15 protein-coding genes are annotated in these 19,651 nt (G+C 74.2%); 7 read left to right on the top strand and 8 right to left on the bottom strand.

Annotation, left to right across the window (positions count from 1 at the left end):
- Nucleotides 1–5: 5 nt before the first annotated feature.
- On the bottom strand, nt 6–1,346 hold the full coding sequence (locus SERN_RS05955; protein ID WP_135849220.1) for a GNAT family N-acetyltransferase: 1,341 nt from the start codon (nt 1,344–1,346) through the stop codon (nt 6–8).
- A gap of 310 nt (nt 1,347–1,656) precedes the next feature.
- Between SERN_RS05955 and SERN_RS05950 the strand changes: the two genes are divergently transcribed.
- The gene (locus SERN_RS05950; protein WP_135849219.1) at nt 1,657–2,280 is read left to right on the top strand and encodes a hypothetical protein; all 624 of its coding nucleotides are present in this window, start codon (nt 1,657–1,659) and stop codon (nt 2,278–2,280) included.
- 28 nt (nt 2,281–2,308) lie between these two features.
- Here SERN_RS05950 and SERN_RS05945 read toward each other — a convergent pair whose 3' ends face one another.
- Nucleotides 2,309–4,699: a helix-turn-helix transcriptional regulator gene (locus SERN_RS05945; protein ID WP_158292585.1), complete on the bottom strand. Its 2,391-nt coding sequence runs from the start codon at nt 4,697–4,699 to the stop codon at nt 2,309–2,311.
- Between the two features lie 267 nt (nt 4,700–4,966).
- On the opposite strand from SERN_RS05945, the gene SERN_RS05940 reads away from it, so the two are divergent.
- The 4 genes from SERN_RS05940 (at nt 4,967) to SERN_RS05925 (ending at nt 10,360) form a co-directional block, all read left to right on the top strand.
- The gene (locus SERN_RS05940; RefSeq protein ID WP_233251503.1) at nt 4,967–5,821 is read left to right on the top strand and encodes an endo alpha-1,4 polygalactosaminidase; all 855 of its coding nucleotides are present in this window, start codon (nt 4,967–4,969) and stop codon (nt 5,819–5,821) included.
- A gap of 52 nt (nt 5,822–5,873) precedes the next feature.
- A complete protein-coding gene (locus SERN_RS05935) occupies nt 5,874–7,709 on the top strand; it encodes a glycoside hydrolase family 15 protein (RefSeq protein ID WP_269846124.1) in 1,836 nt (611 codons plus the stop codon).
- Nucleotides 7,706–9,193 (top strand): glucose-6-phosphate dehydrogenase, encoded by a 1,488-nt coding sequence (locus SERN_RS05930; RefSeq protein WP_135849216.1) that lies wholly within the window; start codon nt 7,706–7,708, stop codon nt 9,191–9,193. The genes SERN_RS05935 and SERN_RS05930 overlap by 4 nt, the downstream gene beginning before the upstream one ends.
- 381 nt (nt 9,194–9,574) lie before the next feature.
- Nucleotides 9,575–10,360, top strand: coding sequence for a DUF429 domain-containing protein (locus SERN_RS05925; protein WP_135849215.1), 786 nt, complete (start codon nt 9,575–9,577; stop codon nt 10,358–10,360).
- A 9-nt stretch (nt 10,361–10,369) separates the two neighbouring features.
- On the opposite strand, the gene SERN_RS05920 is transcribed toward SERN_RS05925, so the two are convergent.
- From SERN_RS05920 to SERN_RS15500, 4 genes are all read right to left on the bottom strand, one after another.
- Complete coding sequence (locus SERN_RS05920) at nt 10,370–11,278, bottom strand: hypothetical protein (RefSeq protein WP_135849214.1); 909 nt, start codon at nt 11,276–11,278, stop codon at nt 10,370–10,372.
- A gap of 41 nt (nt 11,279–11,319) precedes the next feature.
- Entirely contained in the window at nt 11,320–12,189 is an 870-nt protein-coding gene (locus SERN_RS05915; RefSeq protein ID WP_135849213.1) for a hypothetical protein, read from the bottom strand.
- Between the two features lie 194 nt (nt 12,190–12,383).
- Nucleotides 12,384–12,608: a hypothetical protein gene (locus SERN_RS05910; protein WP_135849212.1), complete on the bottom strand. Its 225-nt coding sequence runs from the start codon at nt 12,606–12,608 to the stop codon at nt 12,384–12,386.
- Nucleotides 12,609–12,619: 11 nt separating this feature from the next.
- On the bottom strand, nt 12,620–13,402 hold the full coding sequence (locus SERN_RS15500; protein ID WP_199241527.1) for a hypothetical protein: 783 nt from the start codon (nt 13,400–13,402) through the stop codon (nt 12,620–12,622).
- 330 nt (nt 13,403–13,732) lie between these two features.
- Between SERN_RS15500 and SERN_RS05900 the strand changes: the two genes are divergently transcribed.
- Nucleotides 13,733–15,319, top strand: a complete 1,587-nt coding sequence (locus SERN_RS05900; RefSeq protein ID WP_158292584.1) for a threonine/serine exporter family protein — start codon at nt 13,733–13,735, stop codon at nt 15,317–15,319.
- Between the two features lie 192 nt (nt 15,320–15,511).
- Here SERN_RS05900 and SERN_RS05895 read toward each other — a convergent pair whose 3' ends face one another.
- Nucleotides 15,512–16,225 carry an AMIN-like domain-containing (lipo)protein gene (locus SERN_RS05895; protein WP_135849210.1) on the bottom strand — a complete coding sequence of 238 codons (714 nt, stop codon included), beginning with the start codon at nt 16,223–16,225 and terminating at the stop codon, nt 15,512–15,514.
- Nucleotides 16,226–16,441: 216 nt separating this feature from the next.
- Between SERN_RS05895 and SERN_RS05890 the strand changes: the two genes are divergently transcribed.
- Nucleotides 16,442–18,934, top strand: a complete 2,493-nt coding sequence (locus SERN_RS05890) for a TIM-barrel domain-containing protein (protein WP_135849783.1) — start codon at nt 16,442–16,444, stop codon at nt 18,932–18,934.
- A gap of 15 nt (nt 18,935–18,949) precedes the next feature.
- Here the strand turns inward: SERN_RS05890 and SERN_RS05885 are convergent, their stop codons facing one another.
- Nucleotides 18,950–19,648 carry a hypothetical protein gene (locus SERN_RS05885; protein ID WP_135849209.1) on the bottom strand — a complete coding sequence of 233 codons (699 nt, stop codon included), beginning with the start codon at nt 19,646–19,648 and terminating at the stop codon, nt 18,950–18,952.
- Nucleotides 19,649–19,651 lie beyond the last annotated feature (3 nt).

The raw sequence follows: 19,651 nt of genomic DNA, 5'->3' as shown, positions 1-19,651 counted from the left end.
GAGGCTCAGTACCAGAGGCTGAGCTGCGGCGCCGCGACCGGCGCGAACGTCGCGTCGAGCCACGCCGCCGTCGCGGCGTCGGTCGCGAGGCGGCCGGCCGCCCGCAGCGTCGTGGCGCGGACGCCGCCCAGCAGCAGGGCCGACAGCTCGGCGACGCCGAGCGTGACGACCGCGCCCTCGCCGTCGCCCGCGCCGTCCCTCGTCACGACGCCGGCCCCGCCCTCCGCCACGGTCAGCGTCCAGCGCCCGGCGGCGAACCCCAGCGGATCGACGACGTCGAACGTCACCGCCCCCGGCGCCCGGTAGGTGCGGGACTCGAGGCACCGCGCGACGTCGAGGATCCGCAGCCAGTGGTGGTCGCGCTCGGTCACCTCGGCGGCACGCGGGTCGGCGAGCAGCCACCGCAGCGGCTCGTCGGCGGAGCGCTCGGTCGCCCGCACGGTGTCGACGAGGTCGTGCTCGAGCGCGAACCGCCACAGCGCGGCATAGGCGTCGGGGCCGTCGGCCGCGAGCGCGCGCACGGTCAGCGTCGCGGCGCCGTCGTCCCGGTTCTCCAGCTGGTAGGCGAGCACGCCCCGCACCTGCCCCGACTCGTCGGTGTATCGGACCGCGCGGACCTTGCCGCCGTCGGTCTGGCCGGGCGTGAGCCCCGCCGTCGAGCGCCAGTAGCTCGGCGTGGCGGCGACCTCGCCCGGGCGGCCGCGGCGCACGACGTCGTGCAGCGCCGCCAGGTCCTGCTGCGCGAGCTCGCGCTCGATCGGGTCCAGCCGCCCGCCGGGCCGCGGCCCGATCCAGCCCGCACGGTGCGTCTTGACGGTCCAGCTCGTCGCGGTCGCGACCGGTGCGAAGCCGTAGCGGCCGTAGATCGTCGCCTCGGAGACCGTGAGACCGGCGATCGGCAGCCCGGCGTCGGCCGCGGCGCGCAGCTCGCCCTCGAGCATGGCCCGCGCGATGCCCCGACGGCGGTGCGTCGCGGACACGGTCACCGCGCTCACGGCCCACATCGGCAGCAGGCGGTCGACGTCGACCGTGAGCTCGTCCACCCACGCGTTGACGGTGGCGACGGGCAGGTGCGGCTCGGGCGAGCCGCCGTCGAACACGCCGACGGGACGGCGGTCCCCGATCGTCTCGCGCCACGCCTCGACCGCCTCGGGCTTGGAGCGCTCGCCCAGGAAGCCGCGGTTGACGGCCTGCACGTAGCTGACGAAGTCGTCGCCGTCCGTGTCGACGGCGCGGTAGGTGAGGCCGGCGTCCGCCAGCGTGCGGGTCGAGGCGGGATCGAGCGGGACGGTCCGGGCGTCGAGCGACGTCGTGGCGTGCTGGGAGTGGCGGGGCTGCTCTGGCATGCGGTCACGCTAACGCGCGAGCCGCGCCGGGGGCTCGCGAATATCAGCGTTCCCACCGCATCGGCCTGACCGAGCGTCCCAAGGGTGACTCCGGGGTGACTCCGGGCGAGGCGCGATCCGCCCCCACCTCACCCCAGGGTGAAAAGCGAGGGTGAAAACGTGCGCGGGGAGTTCCGTTCGACGCACCGTCGTCATCGGATCTTCCGCGCGATCACTAGCACCTGAGCCTGAACGAACAGACCGCGAACCTCAGCCAGAGGGCACCGGTCCCGCCTAGCGTGGCGTTCACACCACCACCGGAGGGACCCCTGTGAGACGCGCGCTCCTGATCCTCACCGTCACGACCCTCATGGGTCTGGCGGGAGTCGTCAGCGCGCAGGCGCAGCAGACGGATCCGTCCCAGGTGCTCCTCGGCTCGGGCGCGTCGGCCAGGTCCGTCGCGACGCGCGGCTACGACGTCAGCGCGTCCGGCATCACCCTTCCGGCCGACTCGACGTTCACCTCCTTCTCCTACGTGACGTACTGGGTCACGGCCCTCGACGGCACCATGCCCCGCGCCTTCGGGGTGAACCTCCTGCCCGACGACGGCTCGGTCGGTGCGCAGCACATCGGCGCCTCCACGCTGCTGTTCGACGACGCCCGGGCGGCCTACCCCGAGGGGTACTGCGTCACCTGGGTCGAGATCAGCATGTTCGACGAGAAGTTCGGCGAGAGCGCCGAGGATCCCGAGTGCACGGTCTACCCGGGCGTCGGCGTCGTCAGCGGCGTCTCCGAAGGCGTCGACGGGATCGACGGCGCCGTCGCCATCGAGGACGGCGAGGCGAGGACCGGCCTCTCCGTCAGCGGTCCCGCGCCCATCGCCGGTCTGATCTCGGTCCTCGTCATCGCCGCCGCGGCGGTGCTGATGGTCCGGTACGGCAGCCTCCAGGACTGAAGCCAGACCCGAGCACCAGGCCCGCCCCTCAGAGCAGCCCGTTCTCCCGCGCCCGCGCGAGCGCCTCGGCCCGCCCGCCGACCTCGAGCTTGCGGTAGATGCTGCGGATCTGGGACTTCACGGTGTTCACCGACACCTGCAGCGCCGACGCCACGGCCGCGGTGCCCGAGGTCCGCGCGAGCTCGCGCAGCACCACGAGCTCGCGGTCGGACAGCTTCGCGCTGCGGATGGGCTCCGGCGGCAGGATCGTGGCGATGCCGTCGGCGACCGGGGCCACCGTGGCCGCCGGAAGCAGCGCCATCAGCGCCTCGCGATCGGGCGCCGTCAGGGCGAGCCAGGCGCGCTGGGTACCCTCCACGCTGACGTCCAGGGCGGCGGTCAGCCGGTTCCTGGCGGCGATCTCGTCGCCGTCGCGCAGCGCGATGACGGCGCGCAGCACCTCGCTCCCCATGAGGTTCGCGTGCGTGTCCGTGGCGGCGTCGTCGGGTCCTCCGACCAGCAGGCGCGCCTCCTCCAGGTTCCCGGCGGCGAGCAGCACGGCGGCATGCACCAGCTGCACGAAGCGGTCGCTCCCGCCCGGCGATTCCCGCAGGTGCCGCACCACGCTCCCGCGCTCGCCGAGCGCGTAGTTGGCGTACATCACGACGGCGTCGAGCCGCGCGCGCCAGACCGGTGAGGTCAGGCGGTAGGAGGCTCCGTGACGGGACGCCTCGACGACGTCGCGCGCCTCCCCCGGCTCGCCGCGGACCAGGCACGCCATCGCGGCCGCGAGCGTTCGCAGCACCGCGAACTCGTCCACGAGCATCGGCACGGTCCGCAGCTGCTCGAGCGCGTCGGCGAGCAGGACCGGGTCGTTGCGCTCGGCCGCGATGATGGCGCGGGTCGTCAGCAGCGCGCGACCGCCGTACGTGCCCAGCACGTGGCCTGCGTGCTCGGTGCCCGGGTGCGAGCGCAGGAGCTGCTCCGCCCGGACGACGTCGCCGGACCACGCGGTCACGAGCGCCAGGAGGCAGCCCGAGAGCAGGGCGGAGTCCGACCCTGGCTCGTCCTCCGCGTGAGCCTCGCGCAGCAGGACCGCGGCGCGGTCGTTCTCGCCCGCGAGGAACAGGGCCGTGGCGATGTTGCGCAGCAGGAACCCGTGGCCCTCGATCGCGGTGCGGCCACCGTTCGCGCCCGGTGCCGTGAGGGAGCGCACGAGGTCGAGGGCCGCCGTCGCCGCCCCGACCGACTCCACCGTCCGCCCCTGGAACCGCAGTGCCATGCTGCGGATCGTGCCGAGGTAGGCGCGCTCGTGCAGCTGCCGCGGCGCGAGCACCTGCAGGCCGCGTGCGGCGATGTCGAAGTAGTGGTCGGCCCGGTGCTGCAGGGCGAGGTCCTGGTGGAGCATCAGTCCGAGCGTGAGCGCGAGGGTCGGGTAGCGCTCCACGTCCCAGGACTCCACCGTCTGCATCGCGCGGCGCAGGAGCGTGAGGTCGACGTCGCGGAGCCCGAACCACGCGGCGCGGCACACGCGGTCCAGCAGCGCCGGCGAGCCCGACTCCATCGCCGCGATGCCGGCGACGGCGTAGCCGCGCTCCGCGAGCGAGGCGTCCACCACCTGGCGCACCAGGGTGCGCTCGCGCTGCGGCTCCAGGGCCCGGAAGTCGGCCCGCAGCGTCCGCCGGAACACACCGACCAGGTCGAACACACCCGGGTCGTCCAAGAGCATCGCGGTGCTCCGCCTGGTCCACGAACCGAGCCCCTGGTAGGCGGCCTCGGTCAGGACCGTCACGGCCTCGTCGCCGCCGAGGACCCGGGCGATGTGGTTGGTCAGCCGGTGCGGGATCGCGAGGGGCCCGAGAGCGTGCTGGACGTCCCTGCTCACGGCGGTGTCCAGGATCTCCCGCACGCACCGCAGCGCCTGGCGATCGAGCGTGCCGGCCGCCGCCAGTCCGGGGTCCACGTTGGAGTCCGCCAGGGCCACGAGCAGCATGCCGAGGGTGAGGGCGTGACCGCCGGTGACCGTGTGGAGCCGCTCGGCCGTGACCGTGTCGCCGTTGCCGAGCACGTCGGCGATGTCCTCGATCATCAGGTCGAGCTCGGGTCCGAGCTGTGTCACCGTCGTTCTCGCCCTGACGATCCGTGACTCCAGCGGCGTCACGCGGCGCGCCGTCGCGACCACCGTCAGGCAGGAGTGCCGGGCGACGACGTCGAGCACCTCGGGGATCACCCGCGGGTCGGTGCTGCGATCGACGTCGTCGAGCACCAGCACGAGGTCCGCCGGTCCCGCCTCGATCGCCGTCGCCACCCGCTCGCGCAGGTCCTCGAGCCGCGTGCCCGTCACGACGTCGATCCACGCCACCGTGCGGCCGGCGGCGCGCAGCTCCTGCGCCGCCATCGCTGCCAGGACGGTCTTGCCGACACCGAGGGGTCCGCGCACGAGACAGAGGCCGGTCGCCGCCACGATCTCCGCCACCAGGGCGCGCCGAGGCGCGCGGCCGGCGGGCAGACGTGGCCCGACCGGCTCGCGACCGGGGCTACCGGCCGGGGGCGGCGTCAGTGTCATGGAGGGAGGGGGGTCGAGGGCCGCGCGGCGAAACCTGTTCGACGGCGGCCCGGTCGGCGTGGTTCTGCCAAACTACCCGCGTACTGTTCCTGAACGGTCGGAAATCTCATCACAAATGGATCACCGGCGTTACCGTCGCACGTGGCCACCTGCGCAACCCCCCGTCCCGGCGTCGCGACGGCCCTGCTGGCGGCCGCTCTCGGCGGGCTCCTGGCGGGCTGCTCGACGGCGGCGGACGGCGGCACCGACGTCGTCCTGCCACCCACCGAGGGCGCCTTCGACTACCAGCTCGGCGAGGCGTACGGGGAGCCGGTCGACCTCGACGTCGTCGCCCGCGACGTCACCGCCCAGCCGCTCGCGGACGCCTACAACGTCTGCTACCTCAACGGTTTCCAGACCCAGCCCGGCGCCCTGCCGGACTGGGAGGACGGCGACGGCGGCGCCCTGCTGCGGGACGCGAGCGGTGCCGTCGTGATGGATCCGGAGTGGCCGGACGAGGCCGTGCTCGACCCCTCGACGCCCCAGCAGCGCATCGCGATCCTCGCCGTGATGGGACCGCAGATCCGGGACTGCGCCGACGCGGGCTTCGACGCCGTCGAGCTCGACAACCTCGACACGTTCCTGAGGTTCGAGGGCGTCGACCGCGACGGCGCGCTCGCCCTTGCGACCTCCTACGTGGAGGTCGCGCACGACGCGGGCCTCGCCGTCGGGCAGAAGAACGCGGCCGACGTCGGGGCCGATGCGCGCGAGGTCGCGGGATTCGACTTCGCCGTCGTGGAGGAGTGCGCCGTGTTCGACGAGTGCGGCACCTACCGCGCGGTGTACGGCGAGCACGTGCTGCAGATCGAGTACTCCGACACCCTTCGCGACCGAGGCCTGACGGTCGAGGAGGTGTGCGCGCTGCCCGACCGCGCGCCGCTGACCGTGGTGCGCGACCGGCTGCTCGTCGGCCCCGACGACGCCGCCCACGAGCGGGAGCAGTGCCCGGCGGGCTGACGGAGGGCGGAACGGTTCGGTTTACGCCCCGTCCCCGCCGTGGTTGCCTGGAGTGGTGACCTCCGCGATCGGCGACTACGCCCTCCTGGCCGACCTCCGCACCGGACCGCTCGTGTCCGCCGACGGCAGCATCGACTGGCTCTGCCTGCCCCGCTTCGACTCCGACGCCGTGTTCACGGCGATCCTCGGCACCCCCGACGACGGCCGCTGGCGCCTCGCTCCCGTGGACGGCACGCTCGAGGAGCGCGCCTACGAGGACGACACGTTCGTGCTCCGCAGCGTCTGGCGCACGCCGACGGGGCGCGCCGTCATCACCGAGTTCATGCCGCTGGGCGGTGAGCGCGCCGACCTCGTGCGGATCGCGCGCTGCACCGAGGGCGAGGTCGTCATCGAGAACGACCTGCGGCTGCGTCCCGAGTACGGCGCCTCGAGTCCGTGGGTCCGGCGCATCGAGAAGGACGGCGACGGCTACCTGCTGGCCATCGCCGGCCCCGACTCCTACGTGCTGCGCGGCCCCGCGCTGACGCCCGACGACCACCGCCACGGCGGCCGCGTCACGCTGACCGCGGGCGAGAGCGCGTCGTGGGACCTGGCCTGGGCACGCTCCTACCAGGACGTGCCCGCCCCGCTCGACATCGACGACGCGCTGGAGACCACCCGGGAGTACTGGACGGACTGGACCTCCCAGATCGAGGTCACCGGGCCGTGGGCGGCGGCCGTGAAGCGGTCGCTGCTCGTGCTGCGCGCGCTGACGAACCGCGACACCGGCGGCATCGTCGCCGCCCCGACCGCCTCGCTCCCCGAGGACCCGGGTGGCGAGCGGAACTGGGACTACCGCTACTGCTGGCTGCGGGACTCCGCCCTCACGCTCGAGGCGCTGCTCGCGCACGGCCGGACCGAGGTCGCGCGGCACTGGCGCGACTGGCTGCTGCGCGCCGTCGCCGGGGACCCGCGCGACCTGCAGATCATGTACGGCATCGCGGGCGAGCGGCAGCTGCCCGAGCGCGAGCTCGACCACCTCTCCGGTCACCTGGACTCGCGCCCCGTGCGGATCGGGAACGGCGCCGTCGACCAGTTCCAGGCCGACGTCGTGGGCGAGGTCATGATCGCGCTCGCGCAGCTGCGCGACGCGGGCGTGCCCGAGGACGACTTCTCCTGGCCGCTGCAGCGCGGCATGGTGGACTACGCCGTCGACCGCCTGGAGGAGAAGGACCAGGGGCTGTGGGAGATGCGCGGCGAACCGCACTACTTCACGCACTCGCGCGTGATGATCTGGGCTGCGCTGGACCGCGGGGTGCGGGCGTGCGCCGAGCACGGGCTGGACGCGCCGGTCGAGCGGTGGGCGCGCGTGCGCGACGAGCTGCGCGAGGAGATCCTCGAGCGCGGCGTGAGCGCCGAGACCGGTGGCTTCACCCAGACCTACGACAACACCGAGGTCGACGCGTCGCTGCTGCAGATCCCCCAGACGGGTTTCCTGCCCTACGACGACCCCCGGATGCTGGCCACGGTCGCGCAGATGGAGCGCGAGCTCATGCAGGGCGACCTGCTGCTGCGCTACCGGACCGACGGGACCGACGGACTCGAGGGCCACGAGCACCCGTTCCTCATCTGCTGCTTCTGGCTCGTGGAGCAGTACGCGCACAGCGGCCGGATGACCGACGCGCGGGCGCTGATGGACCGGCTCGTGGGACTGAGCACCGACCTCGGCCTGCTCGCCGAGGAGTACGACACCGACGACGACCGCCAGATGGGCAACTTCCCGCAGGCTTTCTCCCACCTCGGTCTCATCCGCGCGGCCGACGCGATCGAGGCCGCCCAGGCCGCGCTCGACGCCGGGGCCGACGCCGCCGACGCCGGACCTCTCGCCGACAGGACCCCCACCGCATGAGCAGCGTGACTCCCCCCACCGCGGCCGACGAGCCGGGCTCGAACCGCGCCGCGACGCTCGTCGTCCTGGGCGCCTCCGGCGACCTGACCCGGCGGCTGCTCCTGCCCGGCATCGGATCGCTCCTGGCGCAGGAGCCCGACCGCGAGGTGCGGGTGATCGGCGCTGACCGCGACGAGCGTCCCGACGGGGACTTCGACGCCGAGGTCCGCGCGGCGCTCACCGAGGGCGGCGCGGGGGACGAGGCGGTCGAGCGGGTGGCCGCGGCGTCGTCGTACCTGAGGACGGACGCGACGGACAGCGCCTCGCTGCAGCGGCTGCTGGAGGCGGCGGCCGCGCCCGCCCCCGGGACGGACGCGGCGGAGCACGACGGCGAGCGGCGCGTCGTCCTCTACTTCGCGCTCCCGCCCGCGGTCACCGCGAAGGTCTGCAGCGCGCTCCTCGACGTCGACCTGCCGGCCGAGCTGCACCTGGCGATGGAGAAGCCGTTCGGCGAGGACGAGGCCGGGGCGCGGGCGCTGAACGCGCTCGTCGCGCGGCTCGTGCCCGAGGACCAGGTGCACCGCGTGGACCACTTCCTCGGGATGTCCACGGTGCTCGACATCATCGCGCTGCGGTTCGCCAACCGGATGTTCCAGGCGGTGTGGACGGGCGAGCACGTCGAGAGCATCGAGATCGCCTACGACGAGGCTCTCGCGCTCGAGGGGCGCGCCGGCTACTACGACCACGCGGGCGCGCTGCGCGACATGATCCAGTCGCACCTGCTGCAGGTGATGGCGCTCGTGACGATGGAGCCACCGGCGTCGATCACCGATCGGGACCTGCGGGACGCGAAGGCGGCGGCGTTGCGCGCGACGCGGCTGTGGGGCGGTGACGCGACGACGGCGAGCCGGCGCGCGCGGTACACGGCGGGAACGATCGAGACGGCCGACGCCTCGGGCGAGCGTTCCGAGCGGTCGGTGCCGTCCTACGTGGACGAGGACGGCGTCGACCCGGCCCGCGGGACCGAGACGCTCGCGCAGGTGACGCTCGAGGTGGCGAACTCGCGGTGGGCCGGAGTGCCGATCACGCTGCGCTCGGGCAAGGCGCTCGGCGTGACGCAGAAGCACGTCGTGCTGACGTTCGCGGACGTCCGTCACCTGCCCTCGGGGCTGACCGGTCCCGACCCGAAGGACCGCCTGGTGATCGGGCTGAACCCGGACACGATGGAGCTGCGGGTGACGACGAACGCGTCCCACGACCCGCTCGGCCTGGCGCAGAGCGTGATGCGGGCCGACATGCGCCAGGCGTCGCTCCGGCCGTACGGCGAGGTGCTCGGCGGGATCCTGGACGGGAACGGGATGCTGACCGTCCGCGGCGACGCCGCCGAGGAGTGCTGGCGGATCTGCGACGAGGTGCTGGCCGCGTGGGCGGCCGACGAGGTGCCGATGGAGGAGTACCCGGCGGGGTCGGACGTGCCGGAGGCGTGGGGCGCGGCGCTGCGGTGAGCCGTTCGGGCGGCGGTCCGGTGGGGTCGCGCGGGCGGCGGGCCTGGTGGCTGTCACGTTCCGTCCGGTTCGCCTCACCGGATCCGGACCGGACGTGACAGTCACCGCCCGACCCCCGACGACTGCTGCGCTGCGCACGGTTGAGCGCCGTCATCCGTGCGCAGCGCAGCACTCGATGGCCCTCGCGTGCACAGCGCAGCACTCGATGACCCCAACCGCTGCGCCCGGCCGGCGAGACCGCCGACTGTCACGTCCCGTCCGGTTCACCCCGTGACAGTCACGGTCCGTCCGGTTTGTGCCGCCGGATCCGGACCGAACGTGACAGACATCGCGGTGCTGCCGCCGACCGGGGCTGCGGCGTCGACTCGGTAGGTTCGAGCCATGGCTCCTCCCCCGCCGAGCGCGCCGAACGACGGCGCCGACCCCGGCGCCCGGTACGCCGGTCTCGACCTCGCGTGGTCGGCGCGGAACGCGAGCGGGATCGCCGTCGTCGACGCCGCGGGGCGGTTGCTCGAGTCGTCCACCGTCGGGTCGGACGACGACGTCGCTGCGTGGCTCGCACCGCACCTGGACCACCTCGCCGTCGTCGCGATCGACGCCCCGCTGATCGTCCGCAACCCCGCCGGATCGCGCCCCGTCGAGCGCGAGCTCACCCGGGCGTTCCGCCACGCCGACGCCGGGACCTACCCCTCCAACCGCGCCAACCCGCTGTTCGACCCGCCCCGCGCCGCGACGCTCGCGGACCGTTTCGCCTGGCGCGCGACGGCGGAGCGCCCCGACCCGAGCGGCCTCACCCGGGGCGCGGCCGTCGCCGTCGAGACCTACCCGCACCCCGCGATGGTCGCGCTGTTCGGCCTCGACCGCGTCATCCCGTACAAGCCCCGACCGTCCCGCAGCCTGGACGATCGTCGCACCGCGCTCGCCACCCTCATGACCCACCTCGCGGCGATCCCGGCGCTGGGGCTCGCCGCCGCCCCACCCTGGCCGCGCCTGGTCGAGGCGCACGCGCGGGCGGCCCGCGCCGTCGACCTCAAGCGGCTCGAGGACGAGCTCGACGGCATCTTCTGCGCCCACCTCGCCTGGCTCTGGGGCACGGGGTCGACGGCGCTGGTCGCCTGGGGTGACGACATCGACGGCTTCATCGTCGCGCCACCCGCACCCGCGTAGACGGCCCGCTCAGACCGGCGCGTCCCGCACGTCGTCCGACCCCGACCCCGCCGCACCCTCCTCGATCAGCGCCAGCGCCAGATCGATCCCGGCCATCAGCGTCTCGAGCACGGGGAGGTCGTCGCGCAACCCCTCGGTCGCGAGCACGAGCCAGCCGTTCCCGATCGTCAGCTCGACGGCGTCACGCCGGACCTGCCTCGTGCACCACGCCCGCAGCTCGGCCCAGTGCGGCTCGGAGCCGTCGTCGGCCGGCGCACCCTCGAGCCGCAGCCCGGCCCAGAGCTGGTGGAACGTGCTCGTGGACTCGCCGCGCCGCACGTCGGTGGTCCGCGTCCCGGTCATGAGCAGCAGCCCCCCGACCCTGGCGCTCATCACGTCGGCGTGCAGCGACTGCAGCCGGACGTCGCCCGGCCGCCACCGCACCGCGGCCGGCAGCACGTCCTGGTGCGCGAACAGCCGCAGCTGGAGGCCGTTCGCCTCGGCGAACAGGGCGGCGCGCGCGTGCCGGCGCCACCGCCGTCGTCGCGCCGCGGCCGCACCCCAGTAGCCGAGACCACCCGCCACGACGGTGACCACCGCGGTGGCGCCGAGGCCGAACAGGGCCGTCTCGCTGTCACCCTGCACCACCGCGACCACGACCGCGATCAGGAAGGGGACGGCGACGACCCCGCCGACGAACATCGCCATCGACGACGGGCGCGGCGAGCGCGACTCGACGGCGCGCCGCCAGCCCCGCCCGTACCGTCCGGCCGCGGCGTGGCGCTGAACCTCGGCGATCTGCCGACCTGTCGGCCGCTTCGACAGCGCCTCGAACACGAGCGTGCGGGCGAGCGGTGCGTCGAGGTGGTGGGCGCCGACGCCGTCGGGCGCGTCCTCGAGGTCGTCCTGCGTCGGCGGTTCGGTCTCCTGAGCGTTCACGGCTCCCTCTCGGTCGTGCGGCGTCGGTCGTGCGGCGTCGGTCATGCGGCGTCGGTCGCATCGAGCGCCTCGTCGATCCCGGCGATCAGCACCGCCAGGGCGGCGGGGTCGCCGTCGCGCGTCTCGACGCCGAGGGCGAGCCAGTCGTCGTCAACCATCACCGCGACGGCGTGGCGCGGCTCCTGCTGCCGTCGCCAGTCGAGGAGCCGGAAGGAGTCGGCTGCGGTGCGCGCGGCAGCGGCGTCGGCGAACCGGGTCGCGACCCAGACCAGCGTGAGCGACGAACGCCGGTGCCCCGCCTGCGTCCGCACGAGGCGGCGCCCCGTCGTCAGCTCGCGGCCGCGCACCCGGGCCTCGACGACGTCGAGGTGCACCGGTCGCTCGCCGCGCCCGTCGGCGGGGCGCCGGACGAGCGCGGGCAGCGCGTCGCCGTCGGCCATCAGCCGGTAGGGCAGCGCGTTCGCCTCGGCGAACCGGGCGACGACGGCGTGCGGCCGCCACCGCCGTCGTCGCGCCGCCGCGGCGATCGCCCAGGCGATGGAGCCGAGCAGGAGGCCGGTCAGGACGGCGAGGGTGAGCCCGATGCCCGCGCCGGAGAGGTCGCCCTCGACCAGCGAGGCCCCGATCGCGAACACGTAGATCAGGGCGCCGAGGCCGCCGGCCCAGGCCGCGACGCCGAGCGGCGCGGTCGCGCGGCGGTCGACCACCTGGCGCCAGCGCTCGCCGTGCCGACCGCTCGCGGCCGCGCGGCGCAGCAGGCGGATGCGGTGCCAGCCGGGGCGCCGGCGGAGGGGATCCAGGTCGAGGGTGGCAGCGAGCGGGGTGTCGAGGTGCGGGAGGCGAGCCAGTCGGGCGGCCGCGGGGTGGAGCGAGGGGTCGGGCGAGAGGTCGGGGGCGACGGCGTCGTGCACGACCGCACCCCCCTCTGCCCGCGCGTCCCGGCGACGGCGCTCCTCACCCCACGCTAACCGGCGACGGTCCTCGAGAGGGCGTCGAGAGCGGCCTCGGACGGGCAGGGTGCCGGCCCCGGTCACCCGGACACCCGGACACCACCGGACCCCGCCCCCTGGTCGGGAGCGGGGTCCGGTTCCGGCACGGACGCCGGTTAGGCCTGCGGGGGCCGCGGTTCGGTGGGAGGCGCCCGGTCGGGCCGGACGGACCAACCGCCGATTCCGCCGAGGACGACCAGCGCGCCCAGGGTCACGGGGACCCAGCCCTGCACCGTGCTCGCCGGGTCGGTGAGCGCGGGCACCAGGAGGATCAGCGCGGCGCCGGCGAGCGCCGTGACGGCCAGCATCAGGATGAAGAGTCCCGTGGATCGTGTACGCATCACGCCTCCGATCAGAAGCAGCTGGCGATGGCACCGATCGAGGCGCCACCGACGACGGCGAACCCGCCCACGCACGCGGCGCAGACAGGGCCCGTCACGGGCGTCATGGGAACCGCGCACGCGCCGACGCAGACCTTGGCGATGATGGCGCCGACCACGCCGCTCACTCCGAGGACCGTCGCGAGGCACGCGCCCGTGTTCTTGGCGGCCACGACGTCGGACCCCGGGGATCCGGCGACGTCGGCGGTCAGCTGCTCGTCGCCGACGAACGCGATGCCGGTGTCCTCGTCGTTGACGAGCGTGCCGTCCACGTACGTCGTGAGCTGGAAGGTGCCGCCGGCGTTCGAGCCGACGAGCGTCTCGGCGTACTGGACGATGCCGCCGTCGGCATCGGTGACGACGGTCAGGTTGCTCAGGAGGGCGCTGTGGTCCCCGGCGACCGGGAAGGTCACGGACGTGAACGTCTCCCCGCCGGCCTCGAGGAGGTACGCCTTCGCGCCCTCGCGATCGACGGCGTCGGCCGCTGCGTGGACCGTCAGGCCACCGCCGTCGAGCAGCGCGGTCGCTCCGGCGACCGCCTCACCGCTCGCCGTGGCGTCGAGCTGCGTCATGTCGACGCTGCCGGAGCCGTCGTCGGTCGTCGCGGCCGGCGAGGCCGGTGCGGCCGCGCACTCGGTCGCTCCGTCGGCCGGTCGCACCGTCTGCGCACTCGCGGGGGCCGCCGTCATGGCGAAGGCCAGCGTCGCTGCGGCCAGTGTTCCGGTCAGGGTCGTACCCAGCTTCTTCGTCAGCATGATGTCTCCCTCGGGTCGTGCTCGTGGGTGATCTCTTCTGTCGTCGATCCGATCGCTGCGGGCGCTGACGCGGTCGAGCGTCGAGATGCTCTCCGCCGGACCTCGTCCGGAGTGCCGTACGCGAACGGTGCTGCGTCTCTCCACCACCTCGGGGACGTCGGTGTCTGGTCGGGTGCTGCTGTCGTGCACAACTTTCCTAACACGATGCTCACGGGTGTTTCAACCCTCTCGGGACACTCGCCGCCTCGGCCGGGAGGAACCGGCGAGGACGTGATGCGTACCTCCGTACACGTGCCCTCGGACGCCCTCGTCCACGCCTACGCTCGTACGGTGCGCTCGCTGTCCCTCGCCCGCCGTCTCGCGGCCCACGCCGTCGGCAAACCCCCCACCGTCCCCACCGGCCGGCGGGCGGAACCCGCCTCCCGCGACGCCCAGGCGGTGCGCGAGACCATGGAGCTGGCCGCGCGGCTGGGCGAGGCGATGCTCTCGCTGGGAGCCTCGGCGTCGGACGTCTTCGGGACGATCCGCGACGTGTGCCGCTCGTTCGACGTGCGGTGCGAGGTCGACCTGACGTTCACCTCCATCCTCATCGCGGACGACTCCACCGGCACGAGCGTGCTGCGCGTGGTGCACGACCAGGCCACGGACTACGGACGGCTGTCGCGCGTGGTCGACCTGGCGCGCGAGATCATCGCGATGCCGTCGCTGCGCGGGGTGTCGATCGAGGAGTGGTCGCGGACGGCGCGGGTCCGGCTCGAGCACGGGCACGCCGCGCTGGACGAGATCGTCAAGGCCCCCCACTCCTACCGTCGCGCGCTCGTGACGGTCGCGCTCGCGGCGATGGCGGCGTCGATCGCCGTGCTGCTCGGCGGCGGGCTCCTGGTCGCCGCGGTCGCCGCCGTGACGACGGCCCTCATCGACACGACGCTGCGGCTCCTCGCGCGCTGGCAGCTGCCGCCGTTCTTCCTCCAGATCATCGGGGCGGCTATCGCGACCGGCGTCGCGGTGCTGCTGCTCACGGTGATCCCGGGGCTGCCGGTCGAGTTCACGACGCTGCCGCCGTCGCTCGTGGTGGCCTCGAGCATCGTGGTGCTGCTGGCCGGCATGTCCCTGGTCGGAGCCGCCGACGACGCCATCAACGGCTTCCCCATCACCGCCGGCGGGCTGCTGTTCCAGGTGGTCCTGCTGACCCTCGGCATCGTGATCGGCATCGGTGGCGTGCTCGACCTCGCGCGCCGCGCCGGGGTCTCCCTCACGCTGGTCGATCTCCCGGCGAACCCGTACCCGGTGTGGGTGCTGGTGCTCGCGTCGCTCCTGACCTCTGGGGCGTGGGCGACGGCGTCGTACGCCCGGCCGCGCGCGGCGCTGATCGCGGCGACGGCCGGCGGGGTGACGTACCTGATGTTCTGGGGCTTCTCGACGCTGGGCCTCGGGGTCCCGATGGCGAGCGCGGGGGCCGCCCTGGTCCTGGGCTTCATCGCCGACTCCCTCGCCCGGCGGCTCGGGGTGCCGGCGCTCGTGACGACCGTCTGCGGCATCGTGCCGCTGCTCCCGGGTCTGACGATCTACCGCGGCATGCTCGACCTGGTGTCCGACGACGGCGACGGCTCCGGCGTCGGGATGCTGCTGCAGGCCTCGATGATCGGGCTCGGGCTCGCGGCCGGGGTCACGCTCGGTGAGGTGCTGGCGCAGCGCCTGCGGGGGCTGCAGCCGCGCAACCCGCGCCGTCGGCACCGGAACGTGGTGCCGCAGGGCGGACCGGCGGAGCCTGCGGACTCCGGCCACCCGGTGGCCGAGGGTGCTGAGTCTGGCGAGACTGCCGAGACGACGGCGGCCCCAGTGGACGCCGCCCGGCTGGCCGGGGCGACGGCGGACCACGCCGACGTCGCGCCCGGTGAGCCGGCCGCCAAGCCCTGAGGCCGCGGCGGTCACCGATCTCCGGCGACCCACCCCGGGGGGCGACCCCCGTCGTCGAGAACGGCCGGCGCTGCCCCAACCGCCCCGTCGAGCCGCACCCGCCGTTCTCGGCCCGGCCTCGCACCGCCGAGAACGCTCCTCGCGGCTCGAGCTGGTCCTTCGAGCCGCACCCACCGTTCTCGGCAGGAATCGTCAGCGGCGGATGTCGACGACGATCCGCGCCGGGTCCGTCAGGGTGGTGACGCGGAAGTCGCGCGTGCGGTCGAGCCCGATGTACGTCGCCGAGTGGCCCTCCCACGGGCCTTCCGCGAACAGCCCGCTGATCGTGGCGTCGCCGATGTCGCCCGGTCCGGTCAGGACGCTGTCCTCGGGGTCGCCGACGTCGTACGGGTTGAGCACGATGGCCGTACCGACGTAGAGGAAGGTCTCTCCCTCGACGTCGAGCGGCAGCCCGCTGCCGTCCCCGGTCGCCTCGTCGACGTAGCGGACGTCGTGCGACGGCGGCTCGGACCCGCGGAACTGCAGCACCACCCGGTCGTAGCCCTCGTGCGCGGCCGCGCGGACCTCGGTGAGGTAGGTGTCCGGACCGTGCACGGGCCATCCGTCGGAGGTCTGGTCGGTCGTGCCGAAGTCGGAGAAGTCCTCGGGTGCGGGTGCTTCGTCGGTCGGCTCGGTGGGCTCGGTGGGCGCCACCGACTCCGACTCGGTCGGGGCGGACTCGGAGGTGTCGCTCGGCGAAGGCGACGGCGAGGCGGGTGCCGACGTCGACGGCTCCGCGCTCGTCGCGCTGGGGTCCGTGGAGGTGTCCGACGGCGCAGCCTCCTCCCCCGGGCTGCACGCCGCGAGGGCGCCGGCCACGGTCAGGGCGAGCAGGGCTGCAGGGACTCGTCGTCGCGTCGAAGGCATGATCCATCCGATCACGGAGACGTGCGAGTTGCCAGGAGCTACACCCGGTCAGCCGTGTGGGCGGCCCTGCGTGCAGATCTGCCGGCCCGAGGGTTCGTCGGATCTCCCGCCCGCCGAACGCGGCGTCCACCTGGCGCCCACCCCCGCCCCGGGCAACACTGGAACCAGCCACTCCCGCACCCCACCCCCCACCCCCAGGAGTTCCCTGTGTTCGCCATGTCGGACGGCCGCCCCGCGCCCGCGAACGAGACCGCCGTCGTCGCCGGTGAGACCTACCGCTTCACGGTCCTGACCTCCCGCCTGCTGCGGCTGGAGTACTCCGCCGCCGGGGAGTTCGTCGACGAGCGGACGCAGGTCGTCGTCGACCGCGCGTTCGACGGCGTCGTCCCCACCTTCGAGGTGCGCCGCGGCGAGGGCAGCCCCGACGCCGTCGAGATCCTCACCGAGCACCTCCACCTGGAGTACACGGGCGGCCCGTTCCACGCCTCGACGCTGTCGGTCACCCTGCGCAGCGGCGCGACCGACCCGCACTACTCGGTCTGGCGGTTCGGCCAGGAGTATCCCGACCAGCCGCCGTTCCGCGCCAACCTGCGGGGCACCGCGCGCACGCTGGACGAGGTCGACGGCGCCACCGAGCTCGAGCCCGGCCTCCTGGCGACCTACGGGTTCGCCACCCTCGACGACTCGGACTCGGTCCTGCTCTCCGACGACGGCTGGATCGCGCCGCGTCCCCACGCGGTCCGCGCCGCAGCCGGCCGGCCCGACCCCACGCCGTCGAGCGACCTCTACCTCTTCGCGCACGGCCGCGACTTCCGCGGTGCCCTGACCGACTTCCACCTCCTCACCGGGCCGGCACCGCTGGTGCCGCGCTACGTGCTCGGCAACTGGTGGAGCCGGTTCTGGCGCTACTCCGAGGAGAGCTACCTCGAGCTGATGGACACGTTCGAGGCCGAGCGGGTCCCGCTGTCGGTCGCCGTCATCGACATGGACTGGCACGTGACCGACGTCGACCCCGCGATCGGCACGGGCTGGACCGGCTACACCTGGAACGCCGACCTCTTCCCCGACCCCGCGCGATTCCTCGGCGCGCTGCACGAGCGTGGCCTCGCCGTCACCCTCAACGTCCACCCGGCCGACGGCGTCCGCCGCCACGAGAACGCCTACGCGGAGGTCGCGCGCGCCGTCGGGATCGACCCCGAGAGCGGCCTGGGCGTGGCGTTCGACGTGACCTCGCGCGCCTTCGTCGACGCCTACCTGCGCCTGCTCCACCACCCGCTGGAGGAGCAGGGCGTGGACTTCTGGTGGCTGGACTGGCAGTCCGGCGGCAGCACGCGCATCCCGGGTCTCGACCCGCTGTGGATGCTCAACCACATCCACTACCTCGACTCCGCGCGCGGCGGTCGTCGGCCGCTGACGTTCTCGCGCTACGCCGGCCTCGGCAGCCACCGCTACCCGGTCGGCTTCTCGGGCGACACGATCATCACGTGGGCCTCGCTCGACTTCCAGCCCGCGTTCACCGCGACGGCGGCCAACGTCGGCTACGGCTGGTGGAGCCACGACGTCGGCGGTCACCGCGCGGGGACGCACGACGTCGAGCGCTCCGTCCGGTGGGTGCAGCTCGGCGTGTTCTCGCCCGTCAACCGGCTGCACTCCTCCAACAGCCCGTTCACGTCCAAGGAGCCGTGGTCGTTCGGCCCGCGCGCCGAGGCCGCGATGACGCGCTTCCTGCGGCTGCGGCACCTGCTCGTTCCCACGCTCTACACGGCGGCGTGGGCGGCGCACACCGACGGTGTCGCCGTCGTCCGCCCGATGTACCACGACTACCCGCGGTGGGACGAGTCGCTGGCCGTGCCGAACCAGGCGATGGTCGCCGAGCACCTGCTGCTGGCGCCGATCACGACGCCGGAGGACGACGTCGCGCACGTCGCCTCGACCACGGCGTGGCTGCCGGCCGGGTCGTGGATCGACGTGTTCACCGGCGCGCGGTACGACGGCGGCGAGCGCGGTCGGACCGTGCGGCTGCACCGCGCGCTCGAGGGCTACCCCGTGCTGGCCCGGGCAGGGGCGGTGCTCCCGCTCGCGGCCGATCCGCTCGCCGACGTGCGCTCCAACCCCGAGACGCTCGTGCTGCGCGCCTTCCCCGGGACGGCGGAGTCCACGCTCGTGGAGGACGACGGCGCAGCGGAGCCCACGCCGGAGGTGACGGTGCTGCGGCAGCGGCTCGCGGCGGCGGGCGACGGCGGCCCGGACGGCGGCACCACGATCGAGCTCGAGATCGTCCCGACGACGGGGCGCGAGCCCGGCCGGACGCGCCAGGTCTGGGTCGACCTCGTCGGCGTCGCCTCGGTGGAGTCGGTCGAGGTGTCCGGCGGCGACGGGGCCGCGCAGCCGCACGTCGTCGGACCGGTCGCGGACGACGCCGCCGAGCTCCTGGCCCCCGCCCTCCGGATCTCGCTCGGCCGGATCGACCCGGCGCTCGGCCTCACGCTGACGGTCCGGGGCGCGAGCGCGATCCCGCGCGACGTCGTGCAGGACGCGTTTTGCCTGCTCGACGGCGCGGAGCTCGCCTACGAGACGAAGGAGCAGGCGTGGTCGGCCGTGCAGCAGCAGCACGGGCTCGACCTCGCGCAGACGCTCGCGACGGTCGACCTGCCCGAGGTGCTGCGCTCGGCGATCGTGGAGGCGGCGTCGGCGCGCCCGGTGTTCTGACCGCGGGCGTCCGAGCTACGGGCGCCCGAGGCGGCGCACCATCACCGCGCCACCCGCCAGGATCGCGACGGCGATCGCCCCGACGCCCCAGGCGACGGCCGGCTCGACCCCGGGTCGATCCGGGGTCGCTGCCTCGCCCTCCCCGTCGACGTAGCTGACCGCTTCTCCCTCGTCGGAGATCGCGGTCACCTCCCCGACCTCGACGATGCGCACCGGGATCCCGTCCGTCTCCGGGCCCGGGGCCTGCTCCTGCGAGAACGCACTCGCCTCCGCATCGGCGACGCCGATGTCGACCCCGGAGAGGTCGGGCGCCGGAGCCGCCCACTGCGCCTGCCCCGAGCTGACGAGCTCGGAGGCCAACGACGTGAGGTCCTCGAGCGAGTACTCCGCGCGGACGATGGTGACCCGGTCTGCCACGCCGTTCGCCTCCGCCGCGGCCAGCACCTCCTCCTCGGACTGCCCGGGGCCCAGCGACACCCGGAGGTGGCCGGACGGCTCGTCCCACACCAGTGACAGATCCAGGTCGGCGACGGCGGAAGCGAAGAGCAGCAGATCGTCCGGAACCGCGGAGGAGCCGCTCGTGTCACCGGCGGTCATCTCCGTCTGACGGTCGGCGCCCGCAGCATCGACAGGAACGGCCGAGGCGGCCGAAGTGGTCCCGAGAAGCAGCGCGACCGTGGCGGCGGACGTGGCGAGGGCGGGGCGGATCGTCATCGG

Source organism: Serinibacter arcticus (assembly GCF_004786095.1).
Classification (GTDB): domain Bacteria; phylum Actinomycetota; class Actinomycetes; order Actinomycetales; family Beutenbergiaceae; genus Litorihabitans; species Litorihabitans arcticus.
This window is presented reverse-complemented; position numbering and strand designations above follow the sequence as displayed.

Excerpts from the sequence above, each read along its gene's own strand:
- SERN_RS05955 (WP_135849220.1), bottom strand. The coding sequence starts at position 1,346 with ATGCCAGAGCAGCCCCGCCACTCCCAGCACGCCACGACGTCGCTCGAC.
- SERN_RS05930 (WP_135849216.1), top strand. The coding sequence starts at position 7,706 with ATGAGCAGCGTGACTCCCCCCACCGCGGCCGACGAGCCGGGCTCGAAC.
- SERN_RS05925 (WP_135849215.1), top strand. The coding sequence starts at position 9,575 with ATGGCTCCTCCCCCGCCGAGCGCGCCGAACGACGGCGCCGACCCCGGC.
- SERN_RS05910 (WP_135849212.1), bottom strand. The coding sequence starts at position 12,608 with ATGCGTACACGATCCACGGGACTCTTCATCCTGATGCTGGCCGTCACG.
- SERN_RS15500 (WP_199241527.1), bottom strand. The coding sequence starts at position 13,402 with ATGCTGACGAAGAAGCTGGGTACGACCCTGACCGGAACACTGGCCGCA.
- SERN_RS05895 (WP_135849210.1), bottom strand. The coding sequence starts at position 16,225 with ATGCCTTCGACGCGACGACGAGTCCCTGCAGCCCTGCTCGCCCTGACC.
- SERN_RS05890 (WP_135849783.1), top strand. The coding sequence starts at position 16,442 with ATGTCGGACGGCCGCCCCGCGCCCGCGAACGAGACCGCCGTCGTCGCC.
- SERN_RS05885 (WP_135849209.1), bottom strand. The coding sequence starts at position 19,648 with ATGACGATCCGCCCCGCCCTCGCCACGTCCGCCGCCACGGTCGCGCTG.